The 16083-nt window shown below is 44.6% G+C and carries 13 protein-coding genes and 1 tRNA gene; 12 read left to right on the top strand and 2 right to left on the bottom strand.

Going from position 1 to position 16083, the window contains the following annotated elements; genetic code table 11:
• Positions 1–12: 12 nt before the first annotated feature.
• Positions 13–666: a GntR family transcriptional regulator gene (locus tag ACFWMP_RS28445; protein ID WP_339243327.1), complete on the bottom strand. Its 654-nt coding sequence runs from the start codon at positions 664–666 to the stop codon at positions 13–15.
• Between the two features lie 222 nt (positions 667–888).
• Between ACFWMP_RS28445 and uxuA the strand changes: the two genes are divergently transcribed.
• The 6 genes from uxuA to pstA all read left to right on the top strand — a co-directional run bounded on the left by uxuA (position 889) and on the right by pstA (position 8093).
• On the top strand, positions 889–1965 hold the full coding sequence (gene uxuA, locus ACFWMP_RS28440) for a mannonate dehydratase (RefSeq protein WP_379425621.1): 1077 nt from the start codon (positions 889–891) through the stop codon (positions 1963–1965).
• Complete coding sequence (locus tag ACFWMP_RS28435; RefSeq protein ID WP_379425619.1) at positions 1966–3588, top strand: mannitol dehydrogenase family protein; 1623 nt, start codon at positions 1966–1968, stop codon at positions 3586–3588.
• A 244-nt stretch (positions 3589–3832) separates the two neighbouring features.
• Complete coding sequence (locus ACFWMP_RS28430; RefSeq protein WP_379425617.1) at positions 3833–5269, top strand: stalk domain-containing protein; 1437 nt, start codon at positions 3833–3835, stop codon at positions 5267–5269.
• A 55-nt stretch (positions 5270–5324) separates the two neighbouring features.
• Positions 5325–6185: a phosphate ABC transporter substrate-binding protein gene (locus tag ACFWMP_RS28425; protein ID WP_042191274.1), complete on the top strand. Its 861-nt coding sequence runs from the start codon at positions 5325–5327 to the stop codon at positions 6183–6185.
• Between the two features lie 82 nt (positions 6186–6267).
• On the top strand, positions 6268–7215 hold the full coding sequence (gene pstC / locus ACFWMP_RS28420) for a phosphate ABC transporter permease subunit PstC (protein ID WP_042191272.1): 948 nt from the start codon (positions 6268–6270) through the stop codon (positions 7213–7215).
• On the top strand, positions 7212–8093 hold the full coding sequence (gene pstA, locus ACFWMP_RS28415; RefSeq protein WP_340972561.1) for a phosphate ABC transporter permease PstA: 882 nt from the start codon (positions 7212–7214) through the stop codon (positions 8091–8093). The genes pstC and pstA overlap by 4 nt, the downstream gene beginning before the upstream one ends.
• Positions 8094–8938: 845 nt before the next feature.
• Here pstA and ACFWMP_RS28410 read toward each other — a convergent pair.
• Positions 8939–9012, bottom strand: a tRNA-Arg gene (locus ACFWMP_RS28410).
• 280 nt (positions 9013–9292) lie between these two features.
• Here ACFWMP_RS28410 and ACFWMP_RS28405 point away from each other — a divergent pair.
• The 6 genes from ACFWMP_RS28405 (at position 9293) to ACFWMP_RS28380 (ending at position 15753) form a co-directional block, all read left to right on the top strand.
• Complete coding sequence (locus ACFWMP_RS28405) at positions 9293–10138, top strand: hypothetical protein (protein WP_339243322.1); 846 nt, start codon at positions 9293–9295, stop codon at positions 10136–10138.
• A gap of 98 nt (positions 10139–10236) precedes the next feature.
• Positions 10237–11568, top strand: coding sequence for a trigger factor (tig, locus tag ACFWMP_RS28400; RefSeq protein WP_379425613.1), 1332 nt, complete (start codon positions 10237–10239; stop codon positions 11566–11568).
• Positions 11569–11852: 284 nt separating this feature from the next.
• On the top strand, positions 11853–12443 hold the full coding sequence (gene clpP, locus ACFWMP_RS28395) for an ATP-dependent Clp endopeptidase proteolytic subunit ClpP (RefSeq protein WP_036685049.1): 591 nt from the start codon (positions 11853–11855) through the stop codon (positions 12441–12443).
• 12 nt (positions 12444–12455) lie between these two features.
• Positions 12456–13712, top strand: coding sequence for an ATP-dependent protease ATP-binding subunit ClpX (gene clpX, locus ACFWMP_RS28390; RefSeq protein ID WP_042130648.1), 1257 nt, complete (start codon positions 12456–12458; stop codon positions 13710–13712).
• 109 nt (positions 13713–13821) lie between these two features.
• Positions 13822–14949 carry a flavodoxin-dependent (E)-4-hydroxy-3-methylbut-2-enyl-diphosphate synthase gene (ispG, locus tag ACFWMP_RS28385; protein WP_060621818.1) on the top strand — a complete coding sequence of 376 codons (1128 nt, stop codon included), beginning with the start codon at positions 13822–13824 and terminating at the stop codon, positions 14947–14949.
• 132 nt (positions 14950–15081) lie between these two features.
• Positions 15082–15753, top strand: a complete 672-nt coding sequence (locus ACFWMP_RS28380; protein ID WP_379425610.1) for a type IV toxin-antitoxin system AbiEi family antitoxin domain-containing protein — start codon at positions 15082–15084, stop codon at positions 15751–15753.
• The last annotated feature ends 330 nt before the right edge of the window (positions 15754–16083 follow it).

Genomic DNA, 16083 nt, shown 5'->3' with positions numbered 1-16083 from the left:
CTCTTCGTGTTATTACGCTTTAATATAATCTGCAAAATTCTCCAATAGGTATAAGGAGTTCATATCTTCACGCAAATGATGCTGGACTAGCTCATCCACTTTGTCTGGTTCATGGTTTGTCATACAATCCAGGATCATGTGATGCTCGCTCAAAATTTTCTCCAGCTTTTCTTGCTTTAGGGTATGCAGGCGTCGATATCTTTCATAATGCACATGGGAGAACTTAATTTGCTCCCACAAAAATTCATGTCCTGCTAATGTGAATAACGTCTTATGATAGGCATCATCCAAAGTAAAAAAGTGCTCAATGGCATGTTCTTGATGTATGGCATTTTTTTGTTCTTCTAGGTTCTTCTTAAGTTCTATAATTCCTTTAAGAGTAAGGCTACCGCATAGACCTTTGATAATATCTTTTTCCAAAACACTTCTTAAATAGATCATTTGCTCGACAGATTCCAAATCAATGTATGAAACCAGATTCCCTTTCTTCGGATACACATCAATATAGGACTCGAGGGATAGCTGCTTTAGTACATCGCGCAAAGGTGTTCTGGATATCTGAAACCGTTCGGATAACACGGTCTCACTTAGAATGGATCCAGGCTTTAGTGTTAGGTTAAGAATTTCGTGCTTTAATAGGTTCAAAATATCATTTTTGGTGGACATGAGGTTGCGTCTCCATTGCCGTTGAATTTGTAATGCGGATATCTGAAACGGGATCCTGAAATAAGATAGTGATTTCATTATATAATTTTTTGATCTTGTATACAAGAACGGTAATTATTGATTTTATGTCATTGACAAAAGGTATTATTTAAATCTAATATTTGAGTATATTATCTTGTATACAAGATCTCGACATAAGAAATTATAGGAGGTTTTATCTAGATGAACATGACATGGAGATGGTATGGAGAAGGCAATGACAACATTACGCTTGATCATATCCGGCAAATTCCGGGGGTAATGGGTATTGTCTGGTCACTACATCATAAGGTAGCGGGCGAAGTATGGGAAATGAATGACATTCAAAAGGTTGCGGATCAAATTACGAGCAAAGGGTTTAGCACTGCCGTAGTAGAGAGTGTGAACGTCCATGATGATATCAAGATTGGACTCCCGACGCGTGATAAATATATCGATATTTACATAGACACCATACGGAAGCTAGCCAAGGTCGGTACTAAAGTGATCTGTTACAATTTCATGCCTATCTTTGACTGGACTCGGACGGAGCTGTACAAGGAATTGCCAGATGGCTCGAATGCTCTTTTTTATGAAAATGCGGCAATTAACGAGAACCCGCGCGACATGGTGAATCGTATTCTCGAGGGGGCTGGCGAATTTACGATGCCTGGCTGGGAGCCGGAGCGTCTTGCGAAGCTCGATGAGCTATTCGCCGCTTATGCAGATGTAACGGAAGAGAAGCTGTTCGAGAACTTGGTCTATTTTTTGAAACGCATTATTCCTGTCTGTGAAGAAGTCGACATCAAAATGGCTATTCATCCCGATGATCCTGCTTGGCCGATCTTTGGCTTGCCCCGCATTGTCCGCAGCCGTGATACGATCCGTCGTTTACTTGACGCAGTAGATAGTCCGTATAATGGATTAACCTTCTGCACTGGGTCGCTCGGTACGAATCCGAAGAACGATCTGCCGGCTATGATTCGGGAATTCTGTAATCGTATTCATTTTGCTCATATTCGAAATGTTAAGGTTTTTGAGAACGGAGATTTTATTGAGGTCTCTCATCGTGGACGGGATGGCAGTGTGGATGTGGCAGAGGTTGTTAAAGCGTATCATGAGAATGGATATACGGGGTATGTGCGTCCAGATCATGGTCGACATTTGTGGGGGGAAGAGAAGACTTGCCGCCCGGGGTACGGGCTGTACGATAGAGCAATGGGGATCATGTATTTACTTGGTGTGTGGGATAGTCTCGACAATACGATGGGGGTGAAGTGAATGCTGCTTCTGACAAGAGAGAGTATTCAATCATATGCAGAGGCGTGGAAGGACGCTGACGTGGAGCTTCCTCAGTTTGATTATGAGCAGGTGGCGGAGAATACGCGCGTTAGGCCGGAATGGGTTCATTTTGGAGCGGGAAATATTTTTCGGGAATTTGTTGCGAATGCTCACCAGAAGCTGTTGGAGCTTGGAAAAGCAGATACAGGTATTATTGCCGCTACCTCCTCTGACTACGAGCTGATTGACAAAATTTATAAACCGCATGATCATTTAACACTTCTCGTACTAATGAATGCGAGTGGCGAGTTTACGAAAAAGGTCATTAGCAGCATTACCGAAGCTATTATGGCAAACAAGAATCGAGCGCAGGATTACTGCCGTTTGGTTGAAATTTTTGAAAACCCGAGCCTGCAGATGGCCAGCTTCACCGTTACAGAGAAAGGTTATACCTTGACCGGTCCTGATGGAATGTACCTTGATATCGTGAAGAAGGATATGGAGCAAGGGCCAGAGCAGCCATCCCACAGCATGAGTGTGATCGCTTCTCTAGCGTACCGTCGATATCTAAAAGGCCAGTATCCGATGACTTTTGTCAGTATGGATAACTGTTCGCACAATGGGGATATGTTGAAAAATAGCGTGATTACAATCGCCAAGGCATGGGCTGCGAAAGGGATTGTGGAGGAAGGTTTTGTTGCGTACCTCGAAGACGAGAGTCGCATAACATTCCCCTTGTCGATGATCGATAAAATCACACCACGTCCATCCGAGGTAGTACGTAATGCTTTACAGGAGCAAGGGATTGGCGGCATGGATATACTTATTACCTCGAGGAACGCTCATACCGCGCCTTTTGTTAACGCAGAAGTTAGTGAATATCTGGTCATTGAGGATAAGTTTACGAATGGGCGACCTTTATTAGAAGAAGCCGGCATTATATTCACAGATCGTGAGACCGTGAACAGGGTAGAAACGATGAAAGTTACCACCTGTCTAAACCCCTTACATACTGCGTTAGCGGTCACTGGCTGTCTACTAGGCTACACACAAATTTCGGATGAGATGCAGGATCAGACTCTTCGTACATTAGTCGAGCGGATTGGGTATAAGGAAGGATTGCCTGTAGTTGTAGATCCTATCATTCTACGTCCACAGCAGTTTTTGGATGAAGTGCTACAAGAGCGCTTGGCGAATCCATTTATTCCGGACACCCCGCAGCGAATTGCGACAGATACGTCGCAGAAGATAGGCATACGTTATGGGGAAACGATCAAATCCTATGTACAACGCGAAGATCTTCATCCAGCTGAATTGACGGCGATTCCACTAGCAATTGCTGCTTGGTGCCGCTATTTGATCGGAGTGGGTGATGAAGGAAATTCATTTGAGCTAAGTCCCGATCCGTTAATGGAGTCGCTTCAAGCGCATCTGCAGGGAGTGACTTTGGGAGATTCGACCTCTAATGTGCATAGGATTCTAGATAATGAGAAGATCTTTGGTGTACCGTTATATGAAATCGGTCTGGGTAGCAAGATTGAAAGCTACTTCTATGAGATGCTGAAGGGCCCGGGAGCTGTACGGAGAACGTTGGAAAAGCATTTAAATGAAGAGTTAGTGTAGATCACATTTACAAAAAGCCTCATGGAGTAAAAGCTACTGCACCCCGCAGAGCTATCCCCCATGAGGCTTTTTCGTGTCTAGTCCATTTGGTTTATCTGAATTTAGCAGTCTAGTACGCTAATATACCTACTTTTTCAAAAAAATAATTATAGTTAATATTTCCATAACATTCCTCTGCAACAGAGTTGACAATTGTAGACGAAAATGACATTAGCAGTTACCTATACGAAAAGGGTGAATCTAATTGAAAAACAGTAAATGGATTAGCGCAACGTTGGCTTCAGCACTTCTTGCAACAGTAGGCGTTGGGAGTGTATCTGCAGCTAGCATCGGCAGTAATGTAAAATCTGTGGCTACCAATCAAACCGCTGCAAAAACAGCAGTTAAAGAAGGTACAGCTACTTGGAATGTAAATGGTACGCCGATTGTGTTTAACACCATTAATAGCAGTGGTTACAAGTTGTACTCGCTGAATCAGGTAGCTGGTGAAATTGGAGCTAAGTTAGTACTTGGAGATGGCGGGTTTGAACTTAATGACAGCAAAGGATTACATAATGTGAAGCTCAAAACAGGCTCAAAGAGCTATCAAGTAGATGGTAATTCCGAGACATTCACAGTTGCTCCAGTATTTTATAACGGTAAAACCTATGTAGAGCTTTCAAAGTTAGTTTATGCATTAGGTGGAGAACTGGATGCTGACGCTAGCACGATTCTAAGCTTTGCTCGTCCTGAAGGATTGTTTGATACTTTGCACTGGACAGCAGCTGGAAGTCTGATTGCGAACAAAAGTGATGCTGAATCTGCTCAACTTATCAAGTTCAGCACAGAGCCAGGTAACTACGAAGTATTTTCATCAAATGACAGTGCAGTAGATTTTGCAGTATCGCCGGATGGGCAGTGGGGAGCTTTCAATGATGAGACTGGTTTGTTGAATCTGATTAACCTGTCTAGCGGAGCTACTAAGACACTTGGTACTGACAATAGTGTGAAAACGGATCTGGTGTGGTCGAACGATGGTAAAAGTATTTACTTCGTCCAAGGTGACAAGCAAGAGAAACTCGCAAAAATCGCTGTAGACACTGGTGAAGTTAAATCCGTATTGGCAGACAAAGTAGAAAATAAATCCGAACTGCGCATTTCCGCTGACGAAAAGAGCGCCGTTTATATCGTTAACTTGACGGGTGTTGCTAAAAACGATGCGGACAGCACAGAAGATTCTCTTACTGTAGACTTCAGCTCTGCTGGAGAGCAGCTTTACAAGCTTGACCTGGCTACGAAAGATGCTAAACCAGCTGCACTGACAACTACACCGGATAACAAACTGTACCCTGAAATTTCTGCTGATGGTAGCGTCGTTTACCTGAGTGCAGATGCTGAGGGTAACGCAGCTAACACATTGAAGGTTGTAAAAGCAGACGGAACAAGCAGCAATATTAAACTTGATGTTGAAGTAACTTGGTCTACTGGCGTTAAGAACGGCTTGGTTGTAGCAGGTTCAGCGGCAGATGGAAGCACAGTAGTCTATTCCGTTGATAACAATGGAGCTAAGACTGAACTGTTCCGTTCCACTGAAGATGTATCTGAAGTAGCTGTTTCGAATGATGGAAGCAAGCTTGCTATCGTAAGTGATGGCGGTGTATGGGTGGTTCAAGGCGGTAAAGCATTGCAACTGTCGAAATAATAAATATCCCTAATCATATTTTAACGGCGTAGAGCCGAGAGGAGAAATAATACAAATGAAGATTTTCAAAAAGCTAACAGTAACGGCTCTAACGGCTGTAATTGCGGTAACCGCATCTTTCGCAGGGGTTGCAGCAGCAGCCGATTCACTAAAAGGTAAAATCACAGTTAACGGTTCAACCGCACTTCTTCCATTGACGCTTCAAGCGGCAAAAGAATTCCAAAAGCTGCACCCTAAAGTGAAAATCGCAGCATCAGGTAAAGGTTCAGTAACTGGACCTCAAGCTGTTAAAAAAGGCATCGCCGATATCGGCGCTTGCGACTGGGATGCTAGCATCGACGTACCAGGCTTCAAAGCTTTTGACGGTCAAGTAGCAAACAAAGTAGCAGTTATTCCTTTTGCTACAATCGTAAACAAAAATGTTGGTGTAGATAACCTTACAACTGAACAGCTTAAAGGTATTTTCGCAGGTAAAATCACGAACTGGAAAGAAGTAGGAGGTGCAGATGCTGACATCGTGGTTATCACTCGCTCTTTCGGTTCCGGTACACGCGTTAACTATCAAGCTAAAGCTTTGGATGGCGGAGATATCGTTAAAAAAGCTAAGAACTACAAAGAAACAGGTTCATCCGGTGACATGAAGACTGCCGTAGGAACAACTCCTAACTCTATCGGTTATATCGACCTTGTATATGTAAGTGGTGACGTAAAAGCTGTTAAACACAACGGTATAGCTGCTACTACAGATAACGTAATCAATGGATCTTATAAGATCTGGGCTTATGGTTACTATATGACTAAAGGCCAACCTACTGGCGCTACAAAAGAATTCATCGAATACGTACAAAGCAAGAAGTTCCAACAAGGTTCCCTGAAAAAGCTTAAATTTATTCCGATCGCAGCAATGAAGGGCTAATAACATCTAAAGAACATATTGAACGGTAACAGCGGCCAGCTCCGATCTTGATACGGGGGTGGCCGCTTACAGGAGGGAAAGTATGGGGGCACCAGTCCAAGGCTTGGCAACTAGGGGAAAAGAGAGCGTAACGCAGGTTAGCGCTAATCCCAAACGTCATGGTAGACATTTGTTTAGCAACAAATTGTTTAAGTTTTATTTTTTATTCAGCATTCTTGCGCTTTGCTTCGTGCTTGGACTTGTAATTCTATTTATCGGCAAAACGGCTATGCTTCTGTTCGGCCATCTCTCGCCTGCGGACTTTTTCTTTTCCTTTAACTGGACGCCGGAAGAGGATTCTTTTGGAGCGGCTGCCTTCATTGTAAATACACTTTCACTAACTGCATTAACACTGCTGATTGCAGTTCCTATTTCGGTAGGGATGGCAGTACTTTGTGCAGAGATTGCTCCAAAATGGATGAAGACTTTTATCCGCCCAGTGCTAGATTTATTGGTAGGTATTCCTTCAATTGTTTACGGATATATAGGCTTAACGGTATTACTTCCTTTCTTGCGCAGAATTAGTGGGGAGAGCTTAGGCGATGGCTTGTTAGCTGCTGCGCTTGTGCTCGCATTAATGGTGCTGCCAACGATTTGCCGAATCAGTGATGATGCCATTGTCTCTGTGCCGCGCAAATATCGGGATGCTGCATATGCTCTTGGATCTACCCGTTTACAGGTTATCATGCGTGTAGTACTGCCTGCGGCTAGCCGGGGAATTATCTCTGCGGTTATTCTAGGTATGACTCGTGCTGTGGGTGAGACGATGGCTGTAGTTATGGTTATCGGGAATACACCGCAATTGGCGAAGACGTTATTCACGCCAGCATCGGTGCTGACTAGTAACATCGTTATGCAAATCTCCAATGTAGAGTTTGACTCTACATGGAACTATGCGCTACATATGATGGCATTTCTCCTGCTAGTAATATCATTTGTATTAATTCTGATCATCCGCGTGCTGGGTAGAAAAAGGAGGGATGCAGCGTGAACGGATTCGCAAGTACAAAGCATACAGCGCGTGCTCAAAGAAACAATAAAATTGCAACCATAGGGTTTTATACGCTTGGGGCTTTAGTCATGCTGCTGATCTTCTGGCTGCTCTTCACGATTCTTAGTAAAGGTTTACCGGCACTTAGGCCCGATTTCTTGATTAAACAGCCTGAAGAGATTGACGCAGGTGGTGGGATTGGCCCGGTGCTGTTTAACTCCTTTTACATTTTGTTCATCTCGTTGTTTATTTCCGTTCCAATTGGTTTGGGTGCCGGAATCTATATGGCTGAATATGCACCAGACAATAAATTTACAGGCGCACTACGTATTTGCGTAGAATCTCTCTCATCAGTACCATCGATTGTGTTCGGTATGCTCGGACTCGCAATTTTTGCGGAATATTTCGATATCGGTCTGACGATTCTTGGTGGAGGCGTCAGCTTGGCACTGCTGAATCTACCTATGCTTGCGCGAGTGACAGAGGAAGCGGTACGTGCTGTCCCCGGGGAGATCCGCGAGGCTGGTTATGCGCTTGGGATGACTAAATTCCACGTGATCCGCACGGTAGTCCTGCCTGTTGCAATGTCTGCCATTGTTACTGGGATTTGTCTCGTTGCTGGACGCGCTTTCGGGGAGTCTGCGGTTATTATCCTTACCGCTGGTCTCAGTACCTCGGGCGAAATGTGGGATTTCAATCTGTTCTCACCGGGTGAAACACTGGCCGTACACCTTTGGTATGTACAATCCGAGGCGATCGTAGAAGATGCGCGTCAAATTGCTGATAAGTCGGCAGCCGTACTTGTTTTTGTTGTTTTGTTTATCAATTTTGTATTTCGATTTCCGCTGTGGCTTAGCAATCGCCGCAAAGGACACTAATTCGTTCAATAGGTACGTAAAAACTGTCACCCGGCAATGGATATCGGTGGGTGACCGTTTTTTTGTTTTCTTATGATGAATTATTTAATGTAGCATTCCCTCCGGATAAGGCCAAAGGAATAACCTCGCGAAACACTCGTGGCAAGGCTGAGACAATATCGCACATTTCACTTTCAGTCTAAATTGATAATATTCGCACAAACACATCCTGCACTATTTCTTCCGCGTGCTCCTGCTTCCCAGCATACGAATAGTAAAAACACTTTTTCGTAATGTGCCTCGATTTCCTCAAAGGATAATGTGGTGAGTAGTGAGTAGTGAGTAGTGAGTAATGAGTAATGAGTAATGAGTAATGAGTAATGGTGTTAGGGGTGGCTTTAGTTGCACTTTATGCAGCTATTTATCATGGTGTAGGATTTATTTAGGATTAATTGTACTTTGTGCAACTAAAAATGGAGAAAATGACAATCTAGGAGTAAATCAGAGAATATAAGTGTACGGAATGCAGTTAAACCGAGTTGTTGAGGTCAAAGGGAACCTTTTAGTTGCACAAAATACAATTAAAGTGTTCGAGTTAGGTGGAACCTAAGATTGAACGTTGCCTAATGTTCTGACTGCTACGTGGGTGTATAACGTAGTAGGGGATTTGACGAAGCTTGAGCTCCATAGAAGCCTGTACTCGATTGAAGAGAGAGCTACATCGAAGCCTGAGCCTCATGGATCCCTAAGCCCTAGGCTCTGCTTCTAGCTTTGGTCCTAGCTCTGTCCCTAGGGCTAGGCCCTCCCACTGGTTCGCATCCCCTGAACGCAAAAACAGCCTCCCCGAAGGAAGGCTGTTACTCTGACGTCCCGGAAGGGATTCGAACCCCTGACCGTGCGCTTAGAAGGCGCATGCTCTATCCAGCTGAGCTACCGGGACATGATTGCTGGCTGAAAAGCAAGCAGGAGTTATCATATCATGTACGCCGATGTTTTTCAAGCTGTTTTTTAAAAAGAGTACGGGGTATGCTATAATCTACAATTATTAAGTTTCGGAAGAAGCTTAAGGTCTTAATAACATTTATGACGTTTTAGAATTCAATTCACATAATTAGCTATAAGGAGGTGCCCTCATTAAAGATTCAGATTCCCCCGCCACAAAAGAGAATATCGTCCTGTTTCCCAAGACACTGGACTATTATCAAATCCAGCTTACGGTGATGCTGGAGAGTGAACGATACGGGGAAGCGATGGAGCTGCTGCGTTTTTTGTTGCAGTGTCAAGGACAGGAAGAACGAAATTACGAGGAATGGCGGTCTCTGCTGGAATGGCTCGAAACAGCTTTCCCCTACGCCTCTCAGAATGGAGATGCGGAAGGAGCCGTTCACCCCGAAGACGAAGATTTAAGGGAAGAAGATATGGCCCGTTTCTTGGCCAAATCAAAAATGACTGAGGATGCGGGGTATCCTCAAAAGCTGCTGCAGCGGATAATGAATGAGCCGCTGTCAGAGGCGACAATCCTAGCACTAGAGCAGCTTTCATATCTGGAAGGCGGCGGAGTCGATGAGGCGCTGACGGCATGGCTGCAGGGGGATAATGTTCACCCACTGCTGCAATTTCGGACCCTGCAGACCCTTCGGCGGCGTGGGATGCAGGGAACAGTGAATCTGATTCGTGGTCACGAAACAGCAATTGTAGAGATTGAAAGTGTGCCGCTGCAGACAGAGGATTTTCCACCACAGGTGAGTCAGGTGCTCGAGCGGGTAGCCGAGCAGGCGGAGGTACATGAGCCTACGCTGTATTATTTTGCACAGGAGCTCTGGGGCCAGTTCGTCATGTCGATTTATGGATCGGAAGAGTATCGGAAAATACTGGATGGGGAAGACGCGCTACTAGATATTTGGGCGGGGGCGTTACACCAGTTTGTATCTGAGAGCTTAAACGGTACACGGCAAGAGGAGGAGACTCGTGGAATGTACGGCATTACAGACGGCATGCGCTTTCAATTTGAGGGGGCATATCGTGCGCTCAAGGGTTTTGTAAAGACTTCTCTACTTGATAAATAAAGTAATGTTGTATATAATATAATGGTTATTCTGTGCGTGGATTGTATCATTTTTTGAAGTAAACTTGTGAACCTATATTTTGGAGGGAAAAGTATAATATGAAAGCAACATGGGAAAAAATAGAGAAGAACCTTGGAGTTCTTGAAGTAGAAGTTGACGCAGAACGCGTTGCAGCAGCACTTGATAAAGCTTTTAACAAAGTCGTTAAGAAAGCTAACGTACCAGGCTTCCGTAAAGGTAAAGTGCCACGCCCGATCTTTGAATCCCGTTTTGGTGTAGAAAGCTTGTACCAAGATGCAATCGACATTCTTCTTCCTGAAGCTTACGGTGAAGCAGTTGAACAAACTGACATCTTCCCTGTAGACCGTCCTGAAGTTGATATTGAGCAATTTGCTAAAGGTCAATCCTTTATCTTCAAAGCGAAGATCACGGTTAAACCTGAAGTGAAGCTCGGCGATTACAAAGGTCTGGAAGTTCCAGTACAAAAAGCTGAAGTGACTGAAGAAGAGCTGAGCGCTGAGCTTGCTCGTCTGCAAGAGCGTCATGCTGAACTCGTAGTAGTTGAAGAAGAAGCAGCAGCTAACGGCGACATCGCTGTGATCGATTTTGACGGATATGTTGATGACGTACCGTTCGAAGGCGGAAAAGCTGAGCGTCATTCTCTTGAACTTGGTAGCAACTCCTTCATTCCTGGATTTGAAGAGCAAGTAGTGGGAATGTCCACTGGAGATTTCAAAGATGTTGAAGTTACTTTCCCTGAAGAATACCATGCAGAGAACCTTGCGGGTAAGAAAGCAGTATTCAAAGTGAAACTGCACGAAATCAAACGCAAACAACTTCCTGCACTCGATGATGAGTTCGCTAAAGATGTAAGTGAATTCGAAACTTTGGAAGAGTACAAAGCAGATCTGAAAACTCAGCTCGAATCCCGTAAACAGGATGAACTGAAAGGCCTTCGCGAGAATGCAGTTGTTGATAAAGCAGCAGCAAACGCTGAAGTTGAAATCCCAGAAGCAATGATCAACAGCGAAGTTGAGAACATGGTTCGTGACTTCGACACTCGTCTTCGTCAACAAGGTATGAACATGGATATGTTCCTTAGCTTCTCGGGTCAAACTCGTGAAGACTTGCAGAACCAAATGAAAGGCGATGCTGAAAAACGCGTTCGCAACAACCTGGTACTGGAAGTTATCGCTAAACAAGAGAACATTGAAGTTTCCGAAGAAGAAGTTAACGAAGAGTTGGCTACTATGGCTGAAGCTTACAAACGTACTCCAGAAGAAATTCGCAGTATCTTGGCAGCTAACGGTTCACTGGGCAGCTTGAGCGAAGAACTTTCTTTGCGCAAAACCATTGATTTCCTTGTTAGCAATAGTGTAGAAGTTGAAGCAGTAGAAGAAGCAACTGCTGAAGACACTAAAGCTGAGTAAGATTTTTTAAACTACCTAGAACGGCCGAGCAATCGGCCTCCATACAGATATGATAAGGCACGTAAGTTTCGTTACGTGCCTTATTTTTATCCTCGGGCACAGATATATGTGATTACATAGGTATCCGTATGACCGTATGGTATTAAGGAAATTGGCATGATGACGTCACTATCACAAGCAGTGGACAGGTCTGCTGTAGTGAAAAAATGACATCGGGCCGTGAACGTGTTAAAATATTTTTGAAACGATAAGACTAATCTGTATAGAGAAAAGAGGTTGGTGGCATGAGTCTGGTACCAATGGTTGTGGAATCAACAAGTCGTGGGGAACGTTCATACGATATCTATTCCAGATTGCTCAAGGATCGCATTATTTTCTTAAGCAGTGCGATTGACGATGATGTCGCCAATCTGGTTATTGCTCAACTGCTGTTCCTTGCAGCAGATGATCCCGAGAAGGACATTCACTTGTACCTCAACTCACCCGGTGGTTCAGTAACAGCCGGCATGGGTATATACGATACGATGCAATATATCAAACCGGATGTTTCAACCATTTGTGTAGGGATGGCGGCAAGCATGGGATCGCTCCTTCTAACAGCTGGGGCTCCGGGCAAAAGATACGCGCTGACTAACAGCGAAGTTATGATTCATCAACCGCTCGGTGGTGTTCAAGGTCAAGCGTCCGACATTTGGATTCATACCGACTGGATCCTCAAGACGAAACAGAAGTTGAATCAAATTTATGTAGATCGCACAGGTCAGCCCCTTGAAAAAATCGAACGGGACACAGACCGCGATAACTTCATGAGCGCGGAAGAAGCCAAGGAATATGGGCTTATTGACCAGGTTCTTTCTTCACCGATGAAATCTTAAAGGGGTGGTTAGATGTTTAAATTTAATGATGAAAAAGGGCAATTGAAATGTTCTTTTTGCGGCAAATCACAAGAGCAGGTTCGTAAGCTTGTAGCAGGACCGGGCGTTTATATATGTGACGAATGTATCGAGCTTTGCACGGAAATCGTGGAAGAAGAGCTCGGTCATGAGGAAGAGCTTGATCTGAAGGATATTCCGAAACCAAAGGAAATCCGCGATATTTTGGATCAATATGTAATCGGTCAAGAGCAAGCGAAGAAATCGCTGTCTGTTGCGGTTTACAATCACTATAAGCGTGTGAACAGCCAAAGCAAAATCGAAGATGTTGAACTGACGAAGAGTAATATTCTTTTGCTTGGTCCAACAGGTTCGGGTAAAACTTTGCTCGCACAGACGATGGCGAAGATTATCAACGTTCCATTTGCGATTGCTGATGCTACTTCCCTAACGGAAGCTGGTTATGTCGGCGAGGATGTTGAGAACATTCTGCTTAAGCTGATTCAAGCGGCAGATTATGATGTGGAGAAAGCCGAACGCGGCATTATCTATATTGATGAGATTGATAAAGTGGCACGTAAATCCGAGAACCCGTCCATTACTCGTGACGTATCCGGTGAAGGTGTACAGCAGGCACTTCTGAAGATTCTCGAAGGAACGGTTGCTTCCGTACCTCCACAAGGTGGTCGTAAGCATCCTCATCAAGAGTTTATTCAAATTGATACGACGAACATCTTGTTCATCGTAGGCGGTGCCTTTGACGGTCTGGAGCAAATGATTAAACGCCGTATCGGTAAAAAAGTCATTGGCTTCAACGCAGCGGTTGAAGGACAAAAGGATCTCAAGCCTGGCGAATATTTGTCGATGGTATTACCTGAAGACTTGCTCAAATTCGGATTAATCCCTGAATTTGTAGGCCGTCTACCGGTCATCTCGACTTTGGAGCCGCTTGATGAGAATACGCTGGTGCGTATCCTTTCCGAGCCTAAGAATGCACTCACGAAACAATACATCAAGCTGCTGGAAATGGATAACGTAGCGCTGAAGTTCGAACCGTTGGCACTCGAAGCAATTGCCAAGGAAGCGATCAAACGCAATACGGGAGCCCGTGGACTGCGCGCGATTATTGAGAGCATCATGCTTGATGTGATGTATGAAGTTCCTTCACGCGATGATATTAAAGATTGTGTGATCACGGAGCAGGTCGTTCAAGAGAAGGCTTTGCCTGAATTGAACCTTAAGAAAGACAAAAAGAAAGAGGAAAGCGCGTAAGTCGCTTACCTTAACAATACATGTCACTGTCTCCACCTTTCTTCCGCTTATCCCGCTTCACTAGCGGTTGCGAAGGGGTGGAGCTTTGGCGTTATGGGGGAGAAAAATCATGTTCTTGAGACACCAAACCCGTCCTGTCAATGTTGGCGGGCTCATTATTGGGGGAAACAACGAGGTTGCGATTCAAAGCATGTGTACAACCAAAACAGCTGATGTGGAGGCTACTGTAGCCGAAATTTTACGGCTTGAGGAAGCAGGCTGCCAACTGGTACGCGTTACTGTCAACAATGAAGAGGCAGCCGCCGCGATTAAGGAGATCAAGAAGCAGATTCATATCCCACTCGTAGCGGATATTCATTTTAACTATAAGCTCGCGCTGATGGCTATTGAGAACGGCATCGATAAAGTACGGATTAATCCGGGCAATATCGGTCGTCGGGAGAAGGTAGAAGCAGTAGTTAAAGCGTGTAAAGAAAAAGGAATTCCGATTCGGATTGGTGTAAACGCCGGTTCTTTGGAGAATCATCTCTTGGAGAAATACGGATATCCGACTCCAGAAGCTATGGTAGAAAGTGCACTGTACCATATTGGGATTTTGGAAGAGCTGGATTTCCACGATATTATCGTATCTTTAAAAGCATCCGATGTGCCCATGGCCATCGAAGCTTACCGTCAGGCTGCGGAAGTTATTCCTTATCCGCTGCACCTCGGGATTACAGAATCCGGCACCTTGTTTGCCGGTACAGTAAAAAGCTCCGCGGGTATCGGTGCACTGCTCTCTATGGGCATCGGCAGCACCCTGCGTATCTCGCTTAGTGCTGATCCAGTGGAAGAAGTTAAGGTGGCACGCGAGCTACTGAAGACCTTCGGTCTGATCTCTAACGCGGCAACACTCATTTCTTGTCCGACTTGCGGACGACTGGATATAGATCTCTTCTCCATCGCTAATGAGGTGGAAGAGTACATTTCGAAGCTTAAGGTGCCTATTAAAGTATCAGTGCTCGGCTGCGCCGTTAATGGTCCTGGTGAGGCGCGTGAAGCGGATATTGGTATTGCTGGTGCCCGTGGGGAAGGTTTGTTGTTCCGTTACGGTCAGATGATTCGTAAGGTGCCTGAAGCGGAACTCGTGAACGAGCTGAAGAAGGAAATCGATGCGATTGTTGTAGCGTATGAGGAAACTGGTGAAATCCCAGGTCGCGCTCATGCTAATCTTGCACCTCCGGTGCAATCAAAGTAATTTGGTCTTTTACGAATTAATGATTCAATTCATAATAAGTGGCGAAGAACGCCCTGTTACACCCCGGTATATCCGGTGGTGGGAACAGGGCGTTTTTTTTGCGTGGAATTAATGATTAAGGGGGGACATTGAATGCATTATGAACAAGCCCATGAAGCGTTTATTGAGAAGCATCTAGCAAGCAGGAATGGGGAACGACGAGGAAGGCTAGAGAGAGGGCATCGTCATGCCGAAGAAATGTTTTTACAGAATGTATGGTGGCCGCTTCGTGGAGATTTCAATGATCTACATCCGGAGTATGAAGTGCTGGATTGGCGCGGACGATCTTATTTCGCGGATTATGCTTTTTTGCCGGGGCCTATCAAGCTCTTGTTTGAGATCAAAGGGTATGCAGCGCATGTGAGGGATATGGATAGACTGAAGTATTGTAATGAGCTAAATCGTGAGACGTTTCTGTACGGAATGGGTTACCAAGTAATTTCATTTGCCTACGATGATGTGGAACAGCGCCCAGAGCTATGCATTATACTGCTGCGTGTGGTGCTAAGCCGTTACTTAATTGTAGATGCACCGCATGGAAAATTACTATTTGCTGAGAAGGAAATTATGCGATTAGTGGTTCGCCAAGCGGGGACAGTTCGTCCCAAAGATGTAGCAGAGTATTTTGCTATAGACCCCAAAACGGTACGTTTGATGTTGATGAAGTTGTGTGAAAAGGGCTGGCTAACCCCTGTGACAAGGGGGATCGGTGTCAAATATGTTGAGTATAAGCTGGCTCGTGATGTCCTTTATTACTGGGATTAACATAGTAAGTTTAATGGTTGATGGGCTAATGTTTAAGGAATTACCTGCAGATGGGATGCTGGAAGTGCGAATGACTTGATTAGAAGGAGTGGGGTATGGAGTATGGAGTATGGTAAGGAAGTTGGTATGTTATATGTAGTTAGTATGGAATGTGATAAGGAATGTGGTGAGGAGTGCCGTAAGATGTGTACTATGGAGCGAAATTTGAAGCATTAATAAATAATTAGGGAAAACCTCCCTGAAAAAAGCCTAAAATCGCTCCAAATCGAGCTTTTTACGAAAAACCTCCCTAATAAATGAGCGATTCACCTTATTTATAACCATTTTGGC

Origin of the sequence: Paenibacillus sp. NPDC058367, from assembly GCF_042723305.1 — a bacterium.
In the GTDB taxonomy this organism is placed as follows: Bacteria; Bacillota; Bacilli; order Paenibacillales; family Paenibacillaceae; genus Paenibacillus_AQ.
Note: the sequence above shows the minus strand (reverse complement) of the source record. Positions and strands in the feature narration are given on the sequence as shown.

What these genes read in the sequence shown, in the direction of transcription:
- ispG (WP_060621818.1), top strand. Translation starts at nt 13,822, where the DNA reads ATGTTCTTGAGACACCAAACCCGTCCTGTCAATGTTGGCGGGCTCATT.
- tig (WP_379425613.1), top strand. Translation starts at nt 10,237, where the DNA reads ATGAAAGCAACATGGGAAAAAATAGAGAAGAACCTTGGAGTTCTTGAA.
- ACFWMP_RS28380 (WP_379425610.1), top strand. Translation starts at nt 15,082, where the DNA reads ATGCATTATGAACAAGCCCATGAAGCGTTTATTGAGAAGCATCTAGCA.
- ACFWMP_RS28425 (WP_042191274.1), top strand. Translation starts at nt 5,325, where the DNA reads ATGAAGATTTTCAAAAAGCTAACAGTAACGGCTCTAACGGCTGTAATT.
- clpP (WP_036685049.1), top strand. Translation starts at nt 11,853, where the DNA reads ATGAGTCTGGTACCAATGGTTGTGGAATCAACAAGTCGTGGGGAACGT.
- clpX (WP_042130648.1), top strand. Translation starts at nt 12,456, where the DNA reads ATGTTTAAATTTAATGATGAAAAAGGGCAATTGAAATGTTCTTTTTGC.
- pstC (WP_042191272.1), top strand. Translation starts at nt 6,268, where the DNA reads ATGGGGGCACCAGTCCAAGGCTTGGCAACTAGGGGAAAAGAGAGCGTA.
- uxuA (WP_379425621.1), top strand. Translation starts at nt 889, where the DNA reads ATGAACATGACATGGAGATGGTATGGAGAAGGCAATGACAACATTACG.
- ACFWMP_RS28435 (WP_379425619.1), top strand. Translation starts at nt 1,966, where the DNA reads ATGCTGCTTCTGACAAGAGAGAGTATTCAATCATATGCAGAGGCGTGG.
- ACFWMP_RS28445 (WP_339243327.1), bottom strand. Translation starts at nt 666, where the DNA reads ATGTCCACCAAAAATGATATTTTGAACCTATTAAAGCACGAAATTCTT.
- ACFWMP_RS28405 (WP_339243322.1), top strand. Translation starts at nt 9,293, where the DNA reads ATGCTGGAGAGTGAACGATACGGGGAAGCGATGGAGCTGCTGCGTTTT.